Origin of the sequence: Microbacterium sp. SY138 (genome assembly GCF_039729145.1) — a bacterium.
Lineage (GTDB): Bacteria > Actinomycetota > Actinomycetes > Actinomycetales > Microbacteriaceae > Microbacterium > Microbacterium maritypicum_A.
This window is the reverse complement of the sequence record NZ_CP155793.1, coordinates 1,783,256-1,800,370: the sequence shown is the minus strand read 5'-3', so window position 1 is coordinate 1,800,370 and position 17,115 is coordinate 1,783,256. Positions and strand designations below refer to the sequence as shown.

The following is a 17,115-nucleotide window of genomic DNA, read 5'->3' as shown; positions in this document are numbered from 1 at the left end:
CCCGCTGAGGAGCCCGATCAGACCTCGACGGCCGCCCTGCTGCGAGCCTCGCGGATGCGGGCGTCGCGGGCTTTCAGCTGCGGCTCGTTCTCGCGGAACAGCGAGTAGAGCGGAGCAGCCACGAAGAGCGTCGAGTAGGTCGCCACCAGGATGCCGACGAAGATCGACAGCGAGATGTCGGTGAGCGACTCCGCACCGAGCCAGAAGGCGCCGATGAAGAGCACCGCGCCGACCGGCAGCGCTGCGACCACAGAGGTGTTGATGGAACGCACGAGCGTCTGGTTGACCGCGAGGTTCACCGACTCCCCGAACAGCCGGGCGGACTTCTCCCCGTCTTCCGTGGTGTTCTCCCGGATCTTGTCGAACACGACCGTGGTGTCGTACAGCGAGTACGCCAGGATCGTCAGGAAGCCGATCACCGCCGCGGGCGAGATCTCGAAGCCGGCCAGCGCATAAACGCCCACCGTGATCACCAGCACGTCGAGAAGACCGATGATGGCGGCGGCCGACATCTTCCACGTGCGGAAGTAGATCGCGAGGATCAGGAACGTGAGGGCCAGGAAGATCGCGAGGCCCCACAGGGACTGCTTCGTGACGTTCTCACCCCACGCGGGTCCGATGAACGACGACGTGACGTCGGAAGGATCCACACCATAGGCCTCTGCCAGAGCTTCGCCGACCTGCTGGGTCTCGGCCGCACTCATCTGGTCGGTCTGGACGCGCACGTCCTTGCCGCTGACGACGACGACCTTGGTGGCGGCCCCCGGTACGACCGACTGCACGGCGGTGGTGGCGGTCTCCTGGTCGAGGCTGTCCGGTGCCTGCACCGTGAACTGCGATCCGCCGGTGAACTCGATCGAGAACTGGATCGGACGAATGAGCGGTACGAGTGCCGAACCGACGACGAGGGCGATCGCGATGATGAACCACAGCCGGCGCTTGCCGACGAACGGGAAAGACGTCTTGCCCGAATAGAGGTTGTTGCCGAACTCATTCATGGAAGGCATCAGGCGTCTCCCTCACTTCCGGCGTTGGTGGGTTTGTCGCCCGCGAGGGCCTCGGCACGTTTACGTTCGGCGATGGTCTGTCGACGATCCGCCTCACCGCGCGAGCGGGCGTTCTTCGCACCCCGACCTGCGGATGCAGTGGTGACCTCGCGGTACTGCGACCGGCTGCGGTACACGGCACCGAGCGCTTCGGGGTCGAGACCGGAGAGCTTGTGTCCGCCGCCGAAGAAACGCGTGCGAGCGAGCAGCTGCATGACCGGGTGCGTGAAGATCACGAAGATGAACACGTCGATGAGCGTCGTGAGTCCGAGCGTGAACGCGAAACCCTTCACCGTGGCGTCGGCAAGGATGTAGAGCACGAGCGCGGCCAGGATGTTGATCGACTTGGAGATGTAGATCGTCCGCTTCGCGCGGCCCCAGCCGTCCTCCACCGCGGCGGTGATGGACTTGCCGTCACGGAGCTCGTCTCGTATTCGCTCGAAGTACACGATGAACGAGTCCGCCGTGAAGCCGATGGAGACGATCAGACCGGCGACTCCCGCGAGCGAGAGCCGGAAGCCGATGCGCCACGCCAGGATGCAGATGATGATGTAGGTCAGGATCGCCATCACCGCGATCGACGCGATGATCACCGACCCGAGCGCTCGATAGACGATCAGGGAGTAGATCGCCACCAGCGCGAGACCGATGAGCCCGGCGATCAGACCGATCTGCAGCTGCTGGGTACCCAGCGTCGCCGAGATCGTGTCCGAGCTCTGGACCGTGAAGCTGAGCGGAAGGGCACCGAACTTGAGCTGGTCGGCCAGGGTGGTCGCCGACTCCTGCGTGAAGCTGCCCGAGATGCTGGGGCGCCCGTCGAGGATCTGCCCGTTCATGCGCGGGGCGCTGATCACGTTGCCGTCGAGCACGAACGCGAACTGGTCACGCGGGGTGAGACCGTCGATGCGGTTCTGGTTCAGCCGCGTGCTCACCTTGCCGAACGCATCGGCACCATCGGCGTTCATCGTGAGCTGGACGAGCCATGCACCCGACTTCGGGTCGCGGCCGGCTGCGGCATCGGTGATCGCGGTGCCGTCGAGCTCGGCCGGTCCGAGGAGGTACTTCGCTGACCCATCGGCCGAGCACGCGATGAGCGGCTCGTCCTTCGGCGCCTTCGCGGCGTCGTTGTCCGGGTTCGCGCAGTCGTAAGCCTGGAACTCCGCTGCCAGCTTGTCCGTCACCCAGGAGAGGTCGCTCGCGTCGGTCGGCTCAGCCGTCGGCGTCGAGTTGAGTCCCGGGTCCGGGCTGGGGTACGGCGTGGAGTTCCCGTCCTCGCCGACGAACTCGTTGGTCGCCGCCGTCGTGTACAGCACGGGCCGGAACTCGAGCTGCGCACTGGACTGGATCCGCTCCCGTGTCTGCGCGTCCGCCTCGCCAGGGATCTGGACGACGATGTTCTGGCCGCCCTCGGTGGTGATGTCCGCCTCGGCGACACCGGAAGCGTCGACGCGCTGACGGATGATCGCCGCCGCCTGGTCGAGCTGCTCGGAGGACGGCGCCGCGCCGTCCTCGGTCTCCGCGCTCAGAACGATCTGCGTGCCGCCCTGCAGGTCGAGGGCGAGCTCAGGCGACCACGAGCTCGCAGCCTCCCCGTTGCTGTCCTTGAAGACGTAGACGCCCAGCGCATTGATGCCGAAGAGCACGCCCGTCACGAGGAGCAGGCCGAGAAGGACCCGCCAGGCGTGACGGACGGGAGAGGATGAAGCCACGTGTGTTCAGCTTTCTGGAAGGACGGAGATCCGAGCGGCCGTGTCGGCCCCGGGCTTACTTGTCGTCGGCGTCGCGCTCGAGGCGGGCGCGGGTCTCCTCGGGGGTCTCGACGGCCGGAGCGATCGACTCGTCGGCGACCGACGGGTCGACGACCTCATCGGCCGGAGCGTCGACGATGGCGTCCTTGGGCTCGACGACGCGCAGGATGGCCTGGCTGTGGACGTCGATGATGGTGCCGGGAGCGATCTCGACGAGTGCCGGCGTGTCGAGGTCCTCGGGGTCGTAGGAGACGATCGTCCCGTAGATGCCTCCCTGAAGGAGCACCTTGGCGCCCGGAACGGTCTTGGTGGCCTTCTCCTCCTGCTCGGCCTTCATCTGCTTCGTGCGCTTGCGCGTGTTGAAGATCATGAAGACGAGGAGGACGGCGAGAAGGCCGAAGAGCAGGAATTCCATGGGCATGGGGGAAGCGCCTTTCTCAGGTGCACGCTCCAGCCTTTGGGCGCGCGAAGGTAACCGGGAAGTCTTCAGTGATTATAGGTCATCCAACTTAAGCATCCCGTCCGGATGCGGGACGCCCAGATGCGAGTACGCCTCGGGCATAGCCACGCGGCCCCGAGGAGTGCGCCCGAGGAAGCCGATCCGCACGAGATACGGCTCCACCACGCTCTCCACGGTCTCCGCCTCCTCGCCGACGGCCACCGCGAGCGTGCTGAGCCCGACCGGGCCGCCACGGAACCGCCGGACGAGCGCTTCCAGGACCGCGCGGTCCAGGCGGTCCAGACCGATCGGGTCGACGTCGTACAGCTCCAGAGCCGCGCGCACCTCGCGGATCGTGGCCACTCCCCCCGTGTGCACCAGGGCGTAGTCGCGCACGCGGCGGAGCAGGCGGTTCGCGATGCGTGGTGTGCCCCGCGAACGCCGGGCGATCTCGGAGAGCGAGTCGGTCGGCAGATCCACACCGAGGACCGCAGCCGACCGGGCGATCACCTGCTCCAGCTCCGACTCCTCGTAGAACTCGAGGTGCCCGGTGAATCCGAAGCGGTCGCGGAGCGGGTTGGGCAGCAGCCCGGAGCGCGTCGTCGCGCCGACCAGGGTGAACGGCGAGAGCTCGAGCGGGATACTCGTGGCCCCCGCGCCCTTTCCCACCATGATGTCGATGCGGTAATCCTCCATCGCGAGGTAGAGCATCTCTTCTGCGGAGCGCGCCATGCGGTGGATCTCATCGATGAAGAGGACCTCGCCGGGGACCAGGCTCGACAGCAGGGCGGCGAGGTCACCGGCATGCTGGATCGCCGGGCCGCTCGAGAGACGCAGCGGACGCTCGCTCTCGTGCGCCACGATCATCGCGAGCGTCGTCTTGCCGAGTCCCGGAGGGCCCGCCAGGAGGATGTGATCAGCGGGACGGCTCTGGATGCGGGCCGCTTCCAGGAGCAGCTGCAGCTGACCGCGGACCTTCTGCTGTCCGACGAACTCCCCCAGGCTCGTCGGGCGCAGGGCGCCCTCGATCGCGAGTTCGGTCTCGTCGGACGGCTCACTGGCGTCGAACGGATCAGACACGCGCCTGGCCTCCCTGAGCCGGCCCGAGAAGGGCGAGAGTGCGTCGGAGCAGCGCGGCGACCGATGCACTCTCCGCCTCGGTAGCCTCTGCCGCGGTCTGGGCTGCGGCTTCCGCGGCCACCTTCTCCGACCAGCCGAGGCCGACGAGCGCTGCGGCCACCTGCGTCACGACGTCCGTGCCTCCCGTGGCGGCCGGCCTCGACGGCGCGGCGAAGGCCTGCACCTTGCCGGCGAGCTGCAGCACGATGAGCTTGGCGGTCTTGGGACCGATCCCGGACACCCGCCGGAACGGGGCGTCGTCTTCGGCCGTGACGGCTTCGGCGATCTGATCACCCGTGAGGTGCGAGAGCACACCGAGCGCCGACTTCGGACCGACACCGGTCACACCGATCAGCAGACCGAAGATCTCCAGCTCACCCCGGTCGGCGAAGCCGAACAGCGACAGCGAGTCCTCGCGGACGATGAGACTGGTGTGCAGCAGGAGCTTCTCCCCCACCACGGCCGTGTGCGCCACATCAGTGGGGACGGCGACGGCGAATCCGACTCCGCCCACGTCGATGACGACCTGATCGGATGTCGCGTGCAGGACGACACCGTGCAGAGAGGAGATCATTCTCTCAGCCTACGGCGTCGCTCGTAGGTATGTTCGACCGACACGCTTCTCGGCATCGGCCCAGGCCTGTTGCGCCGGAGTCAGCGCTCCCTGGCCGGGGGATGCAACGCCTCCGCGTCGCCAGGCGTGGCACAGGGCGATCGCCAGGGCGTCGGCCGCGTCGGCCGGCTGCGGGAGGGCGTCCAGCCGCAGGATGCGGGCGATCATCGTCTGCACCTGCCGCTTGTCCGCCGCGCCGTATCCGGTGACGGCCGCCTTCACCTCGCTGGGGGTGTGCGTCGCCGCGGGGAGCCCGGACTCGGAGGCGATCAGCAGCGCGACGCCGCTGGCCTGCGCCGTGCCCATCACCGAGTGCGTGTTCTGCTGAGCGAACACACGCTCGACGGCCACCGCATCCGGGCGATGCTCGGCGATCACGGCACGGATCCCGGCGGCGACGATCGCGAGGCGATCGCCGGGCTCGGCATCCGGGGACGAGCGGATCACCCCCACGTGCACCAGCGTTCCTCGACGCGAGGTGTCGACGTCGACGACGCCGACACCGCACCGGGTGAGCCCGGGGTCGATGCCGAGCACGCGCAGAGAGGAGGTCACTTCCCCAGGCTAGGCCGCGGCACCGACATGGACCGTCCGGCGCGCCTACGCCTCGTCGTTCTCCAGCTCGGCCTGCACCTCGGGGGTGAGGTCGAAGTTCGTGAACACGTTCTGCACGTCTTCGCTGTCTTCCAGAGCGTCGATCAGACGGAAGATCTTGCGAGCAGTGTCGGCGTCGATCTCGACCTTGAGGTTCGGAACGAACTCGACGTCGGCGGATTCGTAGTCGATACCCGCCTCCTGGAGCGCGGTGCGCACGGCCACCAGGTCGGTGGCTTCGGTGATGACCTCGAAACCCTCGGCATGCGGCTCGATCTCCTCGGCGCCGGCCTCGAGTGCCGCCATCATGACGTCATCCTCGGTGGTGCCCTCGGAGCCGACGACGATGACGCCCTTGCGGCTGAAGTTGTAGGCGACGCTGCCCGGGTCCGCCAGCGTGCCGCCGTTGCGGCTGAGAGCCGTGCGCACCTCTGCGGCCGCGCGGTTCTTGTTGTCGGTCAGACACTCGATCATGAGAGCGACACCGTTGGGTCCGTAGCCTTCATACATGATCGAGAGGTACTCGACGGCCTCGCCGCCGATGCCCGCACCGCGCTTCACCGCGCGGTCGATGTTGTCCTTGGGGACGGAGGTCTTCTTGGCCTTCTGCACCGCGTCGAAGAGCGTCGGGTTGCCCGCAAGGTCGGGCCCGCCGAGCTTCGCGGCGACCTCGATGTTCTTGATGAGCTTGGCCCAGGACTTCGCGCGCCTGGAGTCGATGATGGCCTTCTTGTGCTTCGTGGTCGCCCACTTGGAATGCCCGGACATAAGTCTCCGCTCGTCGTATCCGCGTGAGCTCGCACTCAGCGCGTCGTCCAGTCTAACGAACCGCGCAAGTGGAGCAGGATGGATGCATGCGCCGATCGCGACACATCACCCCTGCATCCCATTCGTCGGACGTGCATGACGGCGAGCCGTCACCGGCCGACTCCTTGCGGTATCTGGTGCATCTGCCGAACGACTACGAAACGGATCCGGACAGGCTCTGGCCCCTCGTGCTGTTCCTGCACGGTGCGGGCGAACGAGGATCCGACGTCGATCTCGCCGCGGTGCACGGGCCGCCGAGGCTGGCAGATGCCGGCCACGAGTTCCCCTTCATCCTCGTCACACCGCAGTGCCCCGAATCGAGTCAGTGGGTCGCCGAGCTCACGACGTTGTCCGTGCTGCTCGACGAGGTCGCCGCGGCGCACCGCATCGATCCCGCCCGCGTAGCCGTGACCGGACTCAGCATGGGCGGGTTCGGGACCTGGAGCCTCGCCGTGCGCTACCCCGATCGGTTCGCGGCGATCGCCCCGATCTGCGGAGGACTGTGGATGCAGAGCGCTGTCCCTATCCGCGCCCTGCCCACGTGGGCGTTCCACGGCGACGCCGACGACGTCGTGCCGATCTCCGCGACGGAGCAGATCGTGGCGGAGCTCAGATCGCTCGACGCCGACGTGCGGTTCACGCGCTATGCGGGCGTCGGTCACGATTCCTGGACCGAGACGTACGCGAACCCCGAGCTCTACAGCTGGCTGCTCTCCCACCGGCAGAACGATCACGACACGGAGCGAGCGGCACCATGAAACCGGGAGCGGACCGCCTCCGACCAGCCTGGAGTGCCCTCCCCGCTTCGCTGCGCACGCAGATCGTCGGCGTGATCGGTGGCGACTTCGTGGGGGACGAACCCGCTCATGGCGGCTTCAGCGCGTCCTATGCGGGCGTCGTGACGACCACCGCCGGTCACGCTTTCGTCAAGGCCTGCGGCGCAGACTGGCACGCGGACTCTCTGCACTTCCTTCGCGAGGAGATGCGCACGCTCGCACATCTGCCGCCATCTGTCGCCCCGCGTCTCCGTGGCGCCATCGACGACGCCGTCGGTACCGCGCTCGTGATCGAGGCCATCGACGGACGCCATCCCGGCCGACCCTGGACGACCGAGGACCTGCATTCCGTGGCACGATCCCTTCGCACCCTGTCGACCACCCCCGCGCCATCGGCGATGCCCCGCGCGGAGGACGGCATGATCCCGGGTTTCACACGATGGCGCGAGATCGCAGCGGATCCACCGCTCCTGGAGGCTCTCCCCCACGGCCTGTCCAGCCGCGTGCGCGCGCTCCTCTCGATGGAGGACTGCTTCCAGGACGCGCTGCACGGCGACGTCATCGTGCACGACGACGTGCGATCAGACAACATCCTGATCAGCGACGGGCGCGCCCATCTCCTGGACTGGCCACACGCGCGACGAGGTGCCGCGTGGATCGATCTCCCCTGTCTGCTGCCGAGCGTCGAGGCGTCCGGAGGGCCGTCCTGCGAAGAGGCCTGGGCCATCTTCGAAGAGCACGGCGCGCCACCTCAGGTTGCACTGCTCCCCGTCATCTCGGCGTTCGCTTCGTTCCTCTGGTATCAACAGGCGCAGCCCGAGATCTCTCAGCTTCCGGGCCTCCGAGAGTTTCAGCGTGCACAGGCGGATCCGGCTCTGCGCTGGCTCGCCACACTGATCTGATCACACCTGCGGCGGTGCCGTCACTCCTCGACGTGCTTCCACCCGTGCGAGGAAGCGCTGGTGAAAGCGCCTCTCCCCCGTGATCTCGGGGTGGAAGCTCAGCCCGAGCAGATTTCCCTGCTCCACCGCGACCACGCGGCCGTCGTCCAGCGCAGCCAGCACCTCTGCACCCGGGCCGACCGATTCGACCACGGGACCGCGGATGAATGCCGCGGAAACGGGTTCGCCCTCGAAGGCGGGAACATCGAGCACAGCCTCGAACGACTCGACCTGACGGCCGAAGGCGTTCCGGCGCACGACGACGTCGAGTCCGCCGAATGACTCCTGGCCGTCGATCGCGTCGACGACGTCATCGGCGAGCATGATCAGTCCCGCGCATGTTCCCAACACCGGCATCCCCGCCGCGATCGCGTCACGGATCGGTTGCTGCATGCCGAAGATGCGGGAGAGCTTGTCGATCACGCTCGACTCGCCGCCCGGGATCACGAGTCCGTCGACGGAGGAGAGCTCGTCGGGTCGACGGACCAGGACCGCATCGGCACCCAACTGCGCGAGCAGGGCGGCGTGCTCTCGCACGTCGCCCTGCAGCGCGAGGACGCCGACGCGGGTCTTACCAGCCACGCTCGGCGAGGCGGTGCGGGGCCGGGAGATCGCTGACGTTGATGCCGACCATGGCCTCGCCCAGTCCGCGCGAGACTTCGGCGATGACCTTGGCGTCGTCGAAGAAGGTCGTCGCCTTGACGATCGCCTTCGCGCGCTCAGCCGGGTTGCCCGACTTGAAGATGCCCGATCCGACGAACACGCCGTCGGCACCGAGCTGCATCATCATCGCGGCATCCGCCGGGGTCGCGACCCCGCCGGCGACGAACAGCACGACGGGGAGCTTGCCCGTCTCGGCGATCTCCGCCACGAGCTCGTACGGCGCCTGCAGCTCCTTCGCGGCGACGAAGAGCTCGTCCTTGGGCAGCGCCGTGAGCGCGGCGATCTCGCCGCGGATCTTGCGGATGTGCTTCATCGCCTCGGAGACGTCGCCGGTGCCAGCCTCGCCCTTGGAGCGGATCATCGCCGCCCCCTCGTTGATGCGACGCAATGCCTCGCCGAGGTTGGTCGCTCCGCACACGAACGGAACCGTGAAGCCGTACTTGTCGATGTGGTTCACGTAGTCGGCCGGCGAGAGCACCTCGGACTCGTCGATGTAGTCGACACCGAGCTCCTGCAGCACCTGCGCCTCGACGAAATGACCGATGCGCGCCTTCGCCATCACGGGGATGGAGACGGCATCGATGATGCTGTCGATCATGTCGGGGTCGCTCATGCGGGAGACCCCACCCTGCGCGCGGATGTCGGCCGGGACGCGCTCGAGGGCCATCACGGCGACCGCGCCGGCGTCTTCGGCGATCTTCGCCTGCTCTGCCGTGACGACGTCCATGATGACGCCGCCCTTGAGCATCTCGGCGAGGCCGCGCTTGACGCGCGCGGATCCGGTGGTTGTCTGCTCTGCCATGGGGAACTCCTGTCGGATGCACCGAAGTCGGTTTTGATCTAGATCAAACATAGCACTGTCCGATTCGACCTAGAATCGCTGAGGAGGACCATGAGCGACCAGATCACAGGCAGCACCGCATCGGACATCGCCGACAGCGTGCGTTCCCTGCGCGACCGCGGAATCCTCCAGGCCGGTGCAGTGCTCCCCCCGGTGCGGGAGCTGGCTGCCACCCTCGGCGTCAATCGGAATACTGCCGTCGCCGCCTATCGACAGCTCGCGCAGGCGGGCCTCGTGATCTCCCGTGGGCGCGCCGGAACCGTCGTCGCCGGGATCGAGGCCGTGGCTCAGGAGGGCTATGCCCCCGACACCGTGCTCCGCGACATCGGCACGGGGAACCCCGATCCGCGCCTCATCCCCGACCCGGCGCCGGCGCTCATGACCATCGCGTCCCGTCCCGTCCTCTACGGCGAGCCCGTGATCGACCGCGGTCTCGAAGAGTGGTCCCGGCGCTGGATCTCGACCGACCTCGACGACGTCGACTTCCGCATCACCGTGACCAGCGGCGCCGTCGACGCTGTCGAGAGGCTGCTCGCCCAGGCGCTCATGCGTGACGACGCGGTGGCTCTGGAAGACCCGTGCTTCCTGGCGAGCATCCACACCGTGCGCCTGGGCGGATACCGGGCCGTCCCCGTGCCTGTCGATGCCGAGGGGATGACGGTCGACGGCCTGCGTTCCGCGCTGGATGCCGGCGTCCGCGCCATCATCTGCACCCCGCGCGCTCAGAATCCGACCGGCGCGAGCCTCACCGCGTCGCGTGCCGCCGACCTTCGTGCCGTGCTCGCCGACCACCCGTACGTGCTGATCATCGAGGACGACCATTTCTCGATGCTGTCGCAGCGCCCCTATGAGTCCCTCATCGGCCCCGACCACCGTCGTTTCGCCCTCGTGCGCTCGGTGTCGAAGTTCCTGGGACCGGACATGTGCCTGGCCATCGCCGCCACCGATCCGGAGACCGCGGAACGCCTCGCGATGCGGCTGAGCCCCGGCACCACCTGGGTGAGCCATCTCCTTCAGCGACTCGCCCTCACGCAGTTGACCGACGATGCGGTGATGGCCGAGGTCGCCGCCGCCGCCGCGCACTACGCGCAGCGCAACGCGGCGTTCGCCGCGCGACTGCGTGAGAGCGGCGTCGATGCGACGGTGTCCGACGGCATGAGCCTGTGGATCGAGTTCCCCCGGCCCGCGCGGACCGTCGCCGACCGGCTCATGCGCCGCGGTTGGCTCGCCCGCACCGGAGACGACTTCGCGCTCGATGAGAAGGCCGGGCCGTCGCATCACCTGCGCCTGACGGTGCACGACCTCTCGGACGACGAGGCCGAATCACTGGTCGCAGACCTCGTCGCCGCCGGGCGATGACCATCCGTCGCGGGCACCGGCCCGCCCTGAACGAAAGAGTCGGAGAATGAAGATCCTCTCCATCCAGTCAGCCGTGGCCTTCGGACACGTGGGAAACTCCGCCGCCGTGTTCCCTCTGCAGCGCATCGGCGTCGAAGTTCTCCCGGTCTACACCGTGAACTTCTCGAATCACACCGGCTACGGCGCCTGGCGCGGACCGATGATCGCTCCCGACGATGTGCGCGAGGTCATCACGGGCATCGAGGAACGCGGCGTCTTCGGCCAGATCGACGCCGTCCTCAGCGGCTACCAGGGCGGAGAGGGCATCGGCGACGTGATCATCGACGCCGTCGCGCGCGTCAAGTCCGCGAACCCGAACGCCGTGTACGCCTGCGACCCGGTCATGGGCAACGCGAAGTCGGGTTGCTTCGTGGCGCCGGCCATCCCGGTGCTGCTGCGCGAGCGCGTCGTTCCGGTCGCCGACATCATCACGCCGAACCAGTTCGAGCTCGGCTTCCTCACCGACACCGAGCCCGACACGCTCGAGTCCACGCTCGCCTCGGTCGATCTCGCGCACGCGATGGGTCCGCGCACCGTGCTCGTGACGAGTGTCGAGCGCCCCGACCGCGAAGAGGGCACGATCGAGATGCTCGCCGCCGACGGGGAGGGCGCCTGGCTCGTGCAGACCCCGCACCTGCCGATGAAGGCGAACGGCTCAGGAGATGTGACCGCGGCACTGTTCACCGCCCACTACGTCGAGACGGGCAGCGCGAGGATCGCGCTCGAGCGCACGGCATCGAGCGTGTACGACCTGCTCAAGGCCACGCTCGAATCCGGTGAGCGCGAGCTGCAGCTCGTCGAGGCACAGGAGTTCTACGCGAACCCGCAGATGCAGTTCACCGCCCGCCAGGTGCGCTGAGGCCCGTACTCGCTCTCGCCGCTCCCCCGCTCGACGGATGCCCGCCGGACGGGTGGGCGGTGAGGGACGAAGCCGTCGGCCTCAGTGGTCGGATTCCGGCCAGGCCGCTGCCACGGCCTCGCGCACCTCTCCGAGGAGCTGGGGAAGCGCCTTGGTCTTCGCGATGATCGGGAAGAAGTTCGCGTCCGACGTCCAACGCGGCACCACATGCTGGTGCAGGTGGGCGTCGACGCCGGCGCCGGCGACCGCGCCCTGGTTCATGCCCAGGTTGAAGCCGTCGCATCGGGACACCTCACGGAGAACCCGCATGGCCGTCTGCGTCAGCGCTCCGATCTCGGCGACCTCTTCCGGCGTCGCCTGGTCGTAGGTGCCGATGTGGCGGTACGGGCAGACCAGGAGATGTCCCGAGTTGTAGGGGAAGAGGTTCAGCAGCACGTAGGCCGTCTCGCCCCGGGCGACGACCAACCGCTCGGCATCCGGGAACTTCGGGGCCTCGCAGAACGGGCACTCCTCGCGCAGCGGCTCCGGCCCCGCCTGGATGTACGCCATCCGGTGCGGGGTCCACAGCCGCTGGAACTCGTCCGGTACGCCGGCGAGACGTCCGGCGTCCTCCAGCGGCTGCTCCCCTTCGGTCACGCCAGATCCCCTGCCTTCAGCACGAGCGCGTGCGAAGCGATGGCGGCGTTGATCCGGCGCACCGCGTCCGCGACCGGGACGCCGTTCTCCTGCGTGCCGTCGCGGAAGCGGAACGACACCGTCCCCGCGGCACGATCCTGTTCGCCGACGATGAGGATGACGGGCACCTTCGCCGTCGTGTGGGTGCGGATCTTCTTCTGCATACGGTCATCCGAGTGGTCGACGTCTGCCCGGACGCCCGCAGCGCGCAACTGCCCGATGACGTCGTCCAGGTAGTCGCCGTACTGCTCGGCGACCGGGACGCCGACCACCTGGCTGGGTGCGAGCCAGAGCGGGAAGTCGCCGGCATAGTGCTCGAGGAGGATCGCGAAGAAGCGCTCGACGGAGCCGAGGAGTGCGCGATGGATCATCACCGGCCGGTGCTTCTGCCCGTCGGGTCCGGTGTACTCCAGTTCGAAGCGCTCCGGCTGGTTGAAGTCGAGCTGGATGGTCGACATCTGCCAGGTGCGGCCGATCGCGTCACGCGCCTGGACGGAGATCTTCGGCCCGTAGAAGGCCGCACCGCCGGGATCGGCGACGAGTTCGAGCCCGGACTCGATCGCGACCTCACGCAGCGTGTCGATCGCCGTCGACCACTGCTCCGGCTCGCCGAGGAACTTCGGGTTCCCCTCCTCGTTCGTCGACAGTTCGAGATAGAAGTCGTTGAGGCCGTAGTCGCGGAGCAGGTCGAGGACGAGGTTCAGGTTGGTGGTGAGTTCTTCTTTGACCTGGTCCTGCGCGACGTAGATGTGGGCGTCGTCCTGCGTCAGACCGCGCACTCGGGTCAGTCCCGACAGCGTGCCGCTCTTCTCGTAGCGGTAGACCGTCCCGAACTCGGCCAGACGCAGCGGCAGCTCGCGGTAGGAGCGCCCGCGCGAACGGAAGACGAGGTTGTGGAACGGGCAGTTCATCGGCTTCAGGTAGTAGTCCTGACCCTGGCGGGTGATGTTCCCCTCCTCGTCGACGATCTCGTCGAGGTGCATCGGCGGGAACATGCCGTCGGCATAGGTCTGCAGGTGACCCGACGTCATGAAGAGATCCTTCTTCGTGATGTGCGGGCTGTTCACGAGGTCGTACCCGTTGCGCAGCAGGTGCTTGCGCAGATTCTCCTCGATCTCGTAGCGGATGATGCCGCCCTTGGGATGGAACACCGCGAGTCCCGAGCCGATCTCGTCGGGGAAGGAGAACAGGTCCATCTCCGCACCGAGCTTGCGGTGGTCGCGGCGCTCCGCCTCGGCGATGCGCTCCTGATAGGCACGCAGCTCGTCCTTGGTCGGCCATGCCGTGCCGTAGATGCGCTGCAGCTGCGGGTTCTTCTCGCTGCCGCGCCAATACGCGGCGGCGATGCGCGTGAGGTCCCAACCGTTGCCGATCATGCGCGTGTTGGGCAGGTGCGGGCCGCGGCAGAGGTCCTTCCAGACGACCTCGCCATCACGGGTGGTGTTGTCGTAGATCGTCAGCTCGCCTTCGCCGACCTCGACGGAGGCGCCCTCTGCGGCTTCCTTCCTGCCCTTGAGACCGATGAGCTCGAGCTTGAACGGCTCGTCCGCGAGCTCGGCCCTGGCCTCGTCGTCGGTCACGACACGGCGGACGAAGCGCTGTCCCTCGCGGACGATGCGCTGCATCTCCTTGGAGATCGCCTTGATGTCCTCCGGCGTGAACGGGGTCTCGACCCCGAAGTCGTAGTAGAAGCCGTCGGTGACGGGCGGGCCGATGCCGAGGTTCGCCTGCGGGTTGATGCGCTGCACCGCCTGCGCCAGCACATGGGCTGCCGAGTGACGGAGGATGTTCAGCCCGTCCGCACTGTCGATCGTGACCGCTTCGACCACATCGGTGTCGGTCACGGTCGTGGCGAGATCCTTGAGGTCGCCGTTGACGCGCATCGCGACGACGTTTCGGTCAGTGAACAGGGCGAAGCCGTCATTCGGCCGGGCGTTTTCAGGCACAGAAACTCTCCATCTGGGTCGATACCCAGGTTACTCGCATGACCCGGTCCTCCTGACCGTCCTCGTCCGCGCCGCACGACGTCCACGCCGCCTCGCGAGCATCACGTAACGTGAACGGATGGACAGAGCAGTCGCACGATGGATCCTCGCGATCGCGCTCGGCGCGATCGGGGTCGGCCACTTCCTCAGCACCCGCGGATTCCGGGTGGTGGTGCCGGACTGGGCGACCCGCCTGACCAAGCTGGACAAGGACACGATCGTGATCGCCTCCGGTGCCACGGAGGTCGCTCTCGCCACCGGCCTGCTCACGCTGCCGAAAGAGCGGCGCCGCATCGGCTGGGCGACCGCCGCGTTCTTCGTCGCCGTGCTGCCGGGGAACATCCACCAGTGGCGCACGAAGCGCTCGACCCCGGGACTCGACACGGATGCTCGCCGATTCGGCAGGCTCTTCCTGCAGCCGCTTCTCGTTCTGTGGGCGCTGTGGGCGACCGGAGACGAGAACCCGCGCCGCCGCGACCGCCGTCGTCGTTGAACGACCGAGCCCGACCTCCAGGAGAATTGTCCCCATGACGTCCCCCTCCATCGTGTGGTTCCGCGATGATCTCCGACTCGCCGACAACCTTGCGCTGCGGGCCGCGATCGAACGAGGCGAAGCGGTCATCGCGCTGTATGTGCTCGACGAGGAGTCACCGGGCATCCGTGCGCTCGGTGGCGCTGCGCGCTGGTGGCTGCACCACTCTCTGGCGTCGCTGGACGAGCGGCTCCGCGAGCGCGGTGGCGCACTCGTGCTCCGTCGCGGCCCGGCCGAGCGCATCGTGCGTGAGATGGTGACGGAAGTCGGAGCGGGTGCCGTCTACTGGAATCGCCGTTACGGAGGTGCCGAGCGCGCGATCGACTCCGCGCTGAAGGCGTCCCTCCGTGCCGAGGGACTCGAGGTCACCTCCTTCGCCGGCTCTCTGCTGCATGAGCCGTGGACGGTCACGACGGGCAGCGGCACGCACTACTCCGTCTTCACTCCCTTCTGGCGGGCGTGCCTCGCGCTCCCCGCGCCCCGCGCTCCGCTCCCGGAGCCGCGAACGGTCGAGGGCCCGCAACGCACTCCGGCAACCGAGTCCCTCGAGGACTGGAGCCTGCTGCCCACCGGTCCCGACTGGGCCGACGGCCTGCGCGAGACCTGGGAGCCCGGCGAACCCGCCGCGCGACGGCGCCTGCGCCACTTCCTCGACGAGGACCTGGGGCACTACGATCGCGCACGCGATGAGCCCGCCTCCGGTGCCACGTCGCGGTTGTCACCGCACCTCCGCTGGGGCGAGATCAGCCCGTTCACGGTCTGGCACGAGGCGGTGGGTGTGGACGGTGCGGGAGGTTTCCTCTCCGAGCTGGGCTGGCGCGAGTTCGCCTGGCATACGTTCTACCACTCCCCCGATCTCGCCTCGGAGAACCTGCGACCGGAGTTCGACGCCTTCCCCTGGCCGCCGCTGGACCCCACCCACCTCGATGCCTGGCAGCACGGCGAGACGGGCGTGCCGATCGTGGACGCCGGGATGCGAGAGCTCTGGCACACCGGCTATATGCACAACCGGGTGCGGATGGTCGTGGCATCCTTCCTCGTGAAGAACCTGCTCATCGACTGGCGCCGGGGTGAAGAGTGGTTCTGGGACACGCTCGTCGACGCTGATGAAGCCAACAATCCCTTCAATTGGCAGTGGGTCGCCGGATCCGGCGCCGACGCCGCTCCGTACTTCCGTGTGTTCAACCCCGAACTCCAGGCGAAGAAGTTCGACCCACAGAACCTCTACATCTCGCGCTGGGCCGCAGACGCCCCCGCCGAGCCGATCGTCGACCTGGGTGACACACGCAAGGCGGCACTCGCCGCGTACGACGTCGTCAAGCGCACCCCACGCACTCGCCGCGAGTGACCGGAGGGCCTGTCACCTGATGGTCGGAGAACGACGCGCGCGCCGTCCGTGCCAGACTGGAGCCGTGACCGAGTCCAGGAAGCCAGCCGTCATCCGCGGCTTCGCTGCCTCGTCGCTGGCGATCTTCGTCGCACTCGCGGGGCACGTGTCGGGTGGCGGACAGATGCCCGGTGCGCTCGGCATCGTGGTGCCGTGGGTGTTCTCCTTCATGATCTGCGTGCTGCTCGCCGGGCGCACGCTCTCGCTCCTTCGCCTCGGCATCTCCGTCGCGGTGAGCCAGTTCCTGTTCCACACCCTCTTCGTGCTCGGAACCGTCACGCCCTCCGGTGTCTCCGTCCCGCACGTGCACGGTGCGCCTCTCGTGATCCCCGCGACGCCCGGCCTCCCTGAGGCTGTCACCGCCGACGCATCGATGTGGCTGGGCCACGCGCTCGCGGCGCTGCTGACAGTGTCCGCGCTGTATCGAGGCGAGCGGTTGATCATCGCCGCACGCAACCTCGCCGTGCAGCTGGGGCGATGGCTGCGCCGCCGGGTCGATCACGTGCTGGTCCTCCCGGCTCTCCGCCTCCCGCGCGCTCTCCGCGGCATCTTCGACGTCGCACGCACGGGCGATCTCGTTCTCCTCGCGACCCTCAGAGGCCGCGCTCCTCCCCTCTCCGCAGCGATCTGATCCGCGCCCTGGGCTTTCACCGGTCCTGTGGTGCGTCACCTCCGTGCGCCGTTCCTCGCGC

General features: G+C 68.0%; 18 protein-coding genes. 7 read left to right on the top strand and 11 right to left on the bottom strand.

The annotated features are described in order from the left end of the window. Positions 1-17: 17 nt before the first annotated feature. From secF to ABDC25_RS08530, 7 genes are all read right to left on the bottom strand, one after another. On the bottom strand, positions 18-1,007 hold the full coding sequence (secF, locus tag ABDC25_RS08560; RefSeq protein ID WP_021200635.1) for a protein translocase subunit SecF: 990 nt from the start codon (positions 1,005-1,007) through the stop codon (positions 18-20). Continuing rightward, entirely contained in the window at positions 1,007-2,755 is a 1,749-nt protein-coding gene (gene secD, locus ABDC25_RS08555) for a protein translocase subunit SecD (RefSeq protein WP_021200636.1), read from the bottom strand. The genes secF and secD overlap by 1 nt, the downstream gene beginning before the upstream one ends. A gap of 55 nt (positions 2,756-2,810) precedes the next feature. After that, positions 2,811-3,209, bottom strand: coding sequence for a preprotein translocase subunit YajC (locus tag ABDC25_RS08550; RefSeq protein ID WP_021200637.1), 399 nt, complete (start codon positions 3,207-3,209; stop codon positions 2,811-2,813). Between the two features lie 78 nt (positions 3,210-3,287). Next, on the bottom strand, positions 3,288-4,313 hold the full coding sequence (gene ruvB / locus ABDC25_RS08545) for a Holliday junction branch migration DNA helicase RuvB (RefSeq protein ID WP_021200638.1): 1,026 nt from the start codon (positions 4,311-4,313) through the stop codon (positions 3,288-3,290). Then, the gene (gene ruvA, locus ABDC25_RS08540; protein ID WP_029259270.1) at positions 4,306-4,926 is read right to left on the bottom strand and encodes a Holliday junction branch migration protein RuvA; all 621 of its coding nucleotides are present in this window, start codon (positions 4,924-4,926) and stop codon (positions 4,306-4,308) included. The genes ruvB and ruvA overlap by 8 nt, the downstream gene beginning before the upstream one ends. A 9-nt stretch (positions 4,927-4,935) precedes the next feature. Then, complete coding sequence (gene ruvC, locus ABDC25_RS08535; protein WP_167254068.1) at positions 4,936-5,520, bottom strand: crossover junction endodeoxyribonuclease RuvC; 585 nt, start codon at positions 5,518-5,520, stop codon at positions 4,936-4,938. A gap of 45 nt (positions 5,521-5,565) precedes the next feature. Next, a complete protein-coding gene (locus ABDC25_RS08530; RefSeq protein ID WP_021200641.1) occupies positions 5,566-6,327 on the bottom strand; it encodes a YebC/PmpR family DNA-binding transcriptional regulator in 762 nt (253 codons plus the stop codon). A gap of 86 nt (positions 6,328-6,413) precedes the next feature. Between ABDC25_RS08530 and ABDC25_RS08525 the strand changes: the two genes are divergently transcribed. Then, positions 6,414-7,124: a PHB depolymerase family esterase gene (locus tag ABDC25_RS08525; RefSeq protein WP_347125810.1), complete on the top strand. Its 711-nt coding sequence runs from the start codon at positions 6,414-6,416 to the stop codon at positions 7,122-7,124. Continuing rightward, the gene (locus tag ABDC25_RS08520) at positions 7,121-8,044 is read left to right on the top strand and encodes an aminoglycoside phosphotransferase family protein (RefSeq protein ID WP_347125808.1); all 924 of its coding nucleotides are present in this window, start codon (positions 7,121-7,123) and stop codon (positions 8,042-8,044) included. Before ABDC25_RS08525 ends, ABDC25_RS08520 begins: the two co-directional genes overlap by 4 nt. Here the strand turns inward: ABDC25_RS08520 and pdxT are convergent, their stop codons facing one another. Further along, positions 8,045-8,665 carry a pyridoxal 5'-phosphate synthase glutaminase subunit PdxT gene (gene pdxT, locus ABDC25_RS08515; protein WP_021200644.1) on the bottom strand — a complete coding sequence of 207 codons (621 nt, stop codon included), beginning with the start codon at positions 8,663-8,665 and terminating at the stop codon, positions 8,045-8,047. Continuing rightward, the gene (gene pdxS, locus ABDC25_RS08510) at positions 8,655-9,548 is read right to left on the bottom strand and encodes a pyridoxal 5'-phosphate synthase lyase subunit PdxS (protein WP_021200645.1); all 894 of its coding nucleotides are present in this window, start codon (positions 9,546-9,548) and stop codon (positions 8,655-8,657) included. Before pdxS ends, pdxT begins: the two co-directional genes overlap by 11 nt. A 90-nt stretch (positions 9,549-9,638) precedes the next feature. Here pdxS and ABDC25_RS08505 point away from each other — a divergent pair, with 90 nt between their 5' ends. After that, the gene (locus ABDC25_RS08505; RefSeq protein ID WP_347125806.1) at positions 9,639-10,946 is read left to right on the top strand and encodes an aminotransferase class I/II-fold pyridoxal phosphate-dependent enzyme; all 1,308 of its coding nucleotides are present in this window, start codon (positions 9,639-9,641) and stop codon (positions 10,944-10,946) included. Positions 10,947-10,992: 46 nt separating this feature from the next. Further along, a complete protein-coding gene (gene pdxY, locus ABDC25_RS08500; RefSeq protein WP_029259275.1) occupies positions 10,993-11,844 on the top strand; it encodes a pyridoxal kinase PdxY in 852 nt (283 codons plus the stop codon). 81 nt (positions 11,845-11,925) lie between these two features. Here the strand turns inward: pdxY and ABDC25_RS08495 are convergent, their stop codons facing one another. Both ABDC25_RS08495 and thrS read right to left on the bottom strand, forming a co-directional pair. After that, positions 11,926-12,480 carry an HIT domain-containing protein gene (locus ABDC25_RS08495; protein WP_021200648.1) on the bottom strand — a complete coding sequence of 185 codons (555 nt, stop codon included), beginning with the start codon at positions 12,478-12,480 and terminating at the stop codon, positions 11,926-11,928. Beyond that, entirely contained in the window at positions 12,477-14,402 is a 1,926-nt protein-coding gene (thrS, locus tag ABDC25_RS08490) for a threonine--tRNA ligase (protein WP_347125966.1), read from the bottom strand. Before thrS ends, ABDC25_RS08495 begins: the two co-directional genes overlap by 4 nt. Before the next feature lie 181 nt (positions 14,403-14,583). On the opposite strand from thrS, the gene ABDC25_RS08485 reads away from it, so the two are divergent. The 3 genes from ABDC25_RS08485 to ABDC25_RS08475 all read left to right on the top strand — a co-directional run bounded on the left by ABDC25_RS08485 (position 14,584) and on the right by ABDC25_RS08475 (position 17,054). Beyond that, complete coding sequence (locus ABDC25_RS08485; RefSeq protein WP_021200650.1) at positions 14,584-14,997, top strand: hypothetical protein; 414 nt, start codon at positions 14,584-14,586, stop codon at positions 14,995-14,997. A 34-nt stretch (positions 14,998-15,031) separates the two neighbouring features. Then, entirely contained in the window at positions 15,032-16,384 is a 1,353-nt protein-coding gene (locus tag ABDC25_RS08480) for a deoxyribodipyrimidine photo-lyase (RefSeq protein ID WP_347125803.1), read from the top strand. A 64-nt stretch (positions 16,385-16,448) separates the two neighbouring features. Further along, positions 16,449-17,054: a hypothetical protein gene (locus tag ABDC25_RS08475; protein WP_297553803.1), complete on the top strand. Its 606-nt coding sequence runs from the start codon at positions 16,449-16,451 to the stop codon at positions 17,052-17,054. The last annotated feature ends 61 nt before the right edge of the window (positions 17,055-17,115 follow it).

Coding starts and splice junctions, on each gene's coding strand:
- thrS (WP_347125966.1), bottom strand. CDS start 14,402: ATGCGCGTCAACGGCGACCTCAAGGATCTCGCCACGACCGTGACCGAC.
- ruvA (WP_029259270.1), bottom strand. CDS start 4,926: ATGATCTCCTCTCTGCACGGTGTCGTCCTGCACGCGACATCCGATCAG.
- ABDC25_RS08485 (WP_021200650.1), top strand. CDS start 14,584: ATGGACAGAGCAGTCGCACGATGGATCCTCGCGATCGCGCTCGGCGCG.
- ABDC25_RS08530 (WP_021200641.1), bottom strand. CDS start 6,327: ATGTCCGGGCATTCCAAGTGGGCGACCACGAAGCACAAGAAGGCCATC.
- pdxS (WP_021200645.1), bottom strand. CDS start 9,548: ATGGCAGAGCAGACAACCACCGGATCCGCGCGCGTCAAGCGCGGCCTC.
- secF (WP_021200635.1), bottom strand. CDS start 1,007: ATGCCTTCCATGAATGAGTTCGGCAACAACCTCTATTCGGGCAAGACG.
- ABDC25_RS08480 (WP_347125803.1), top strand. CDS start 15,032: ATGACGTCCCCCTCCATCGTGTGGTTCCGCGATGATCTCCGACTCGCC.
- ABDC25_RS08520 (WP_347125808.1), top strand. CDS start 7,121: ATGAAACCGGGAGCGGACCGCCTCCGACCAGCCTGGAGTGCCCTCCCC.
- ABDC25_RS08550 (WP_021200637.1), bottom strand. CDS start 3,209: ATGGAATTCCTGCTCTTCGGCCTTCTCGCCGTCCTCCTCGTCTTCATG.
- ABDC25_RS08525 (WP_347125810.1), top strand. CDS start 6,414: ATGCGCCGATCGCGACACATCACCCCTGCATCCCATTCGTCGGACGTG.
- pdxY (WP_029259275.1), top strand. CDS start 10,993: ATGAAGATCCTCTCCATCCAGTCAGCCGTGGCCTTCGGACACGTGGGA.
- ABDC25_RS08505 (WP_347125806.1), top strand. CDS start 9,639: ATGAGCGACCAGATCACAGGCAGCACCGCATCGGACATCGCCGACAGC.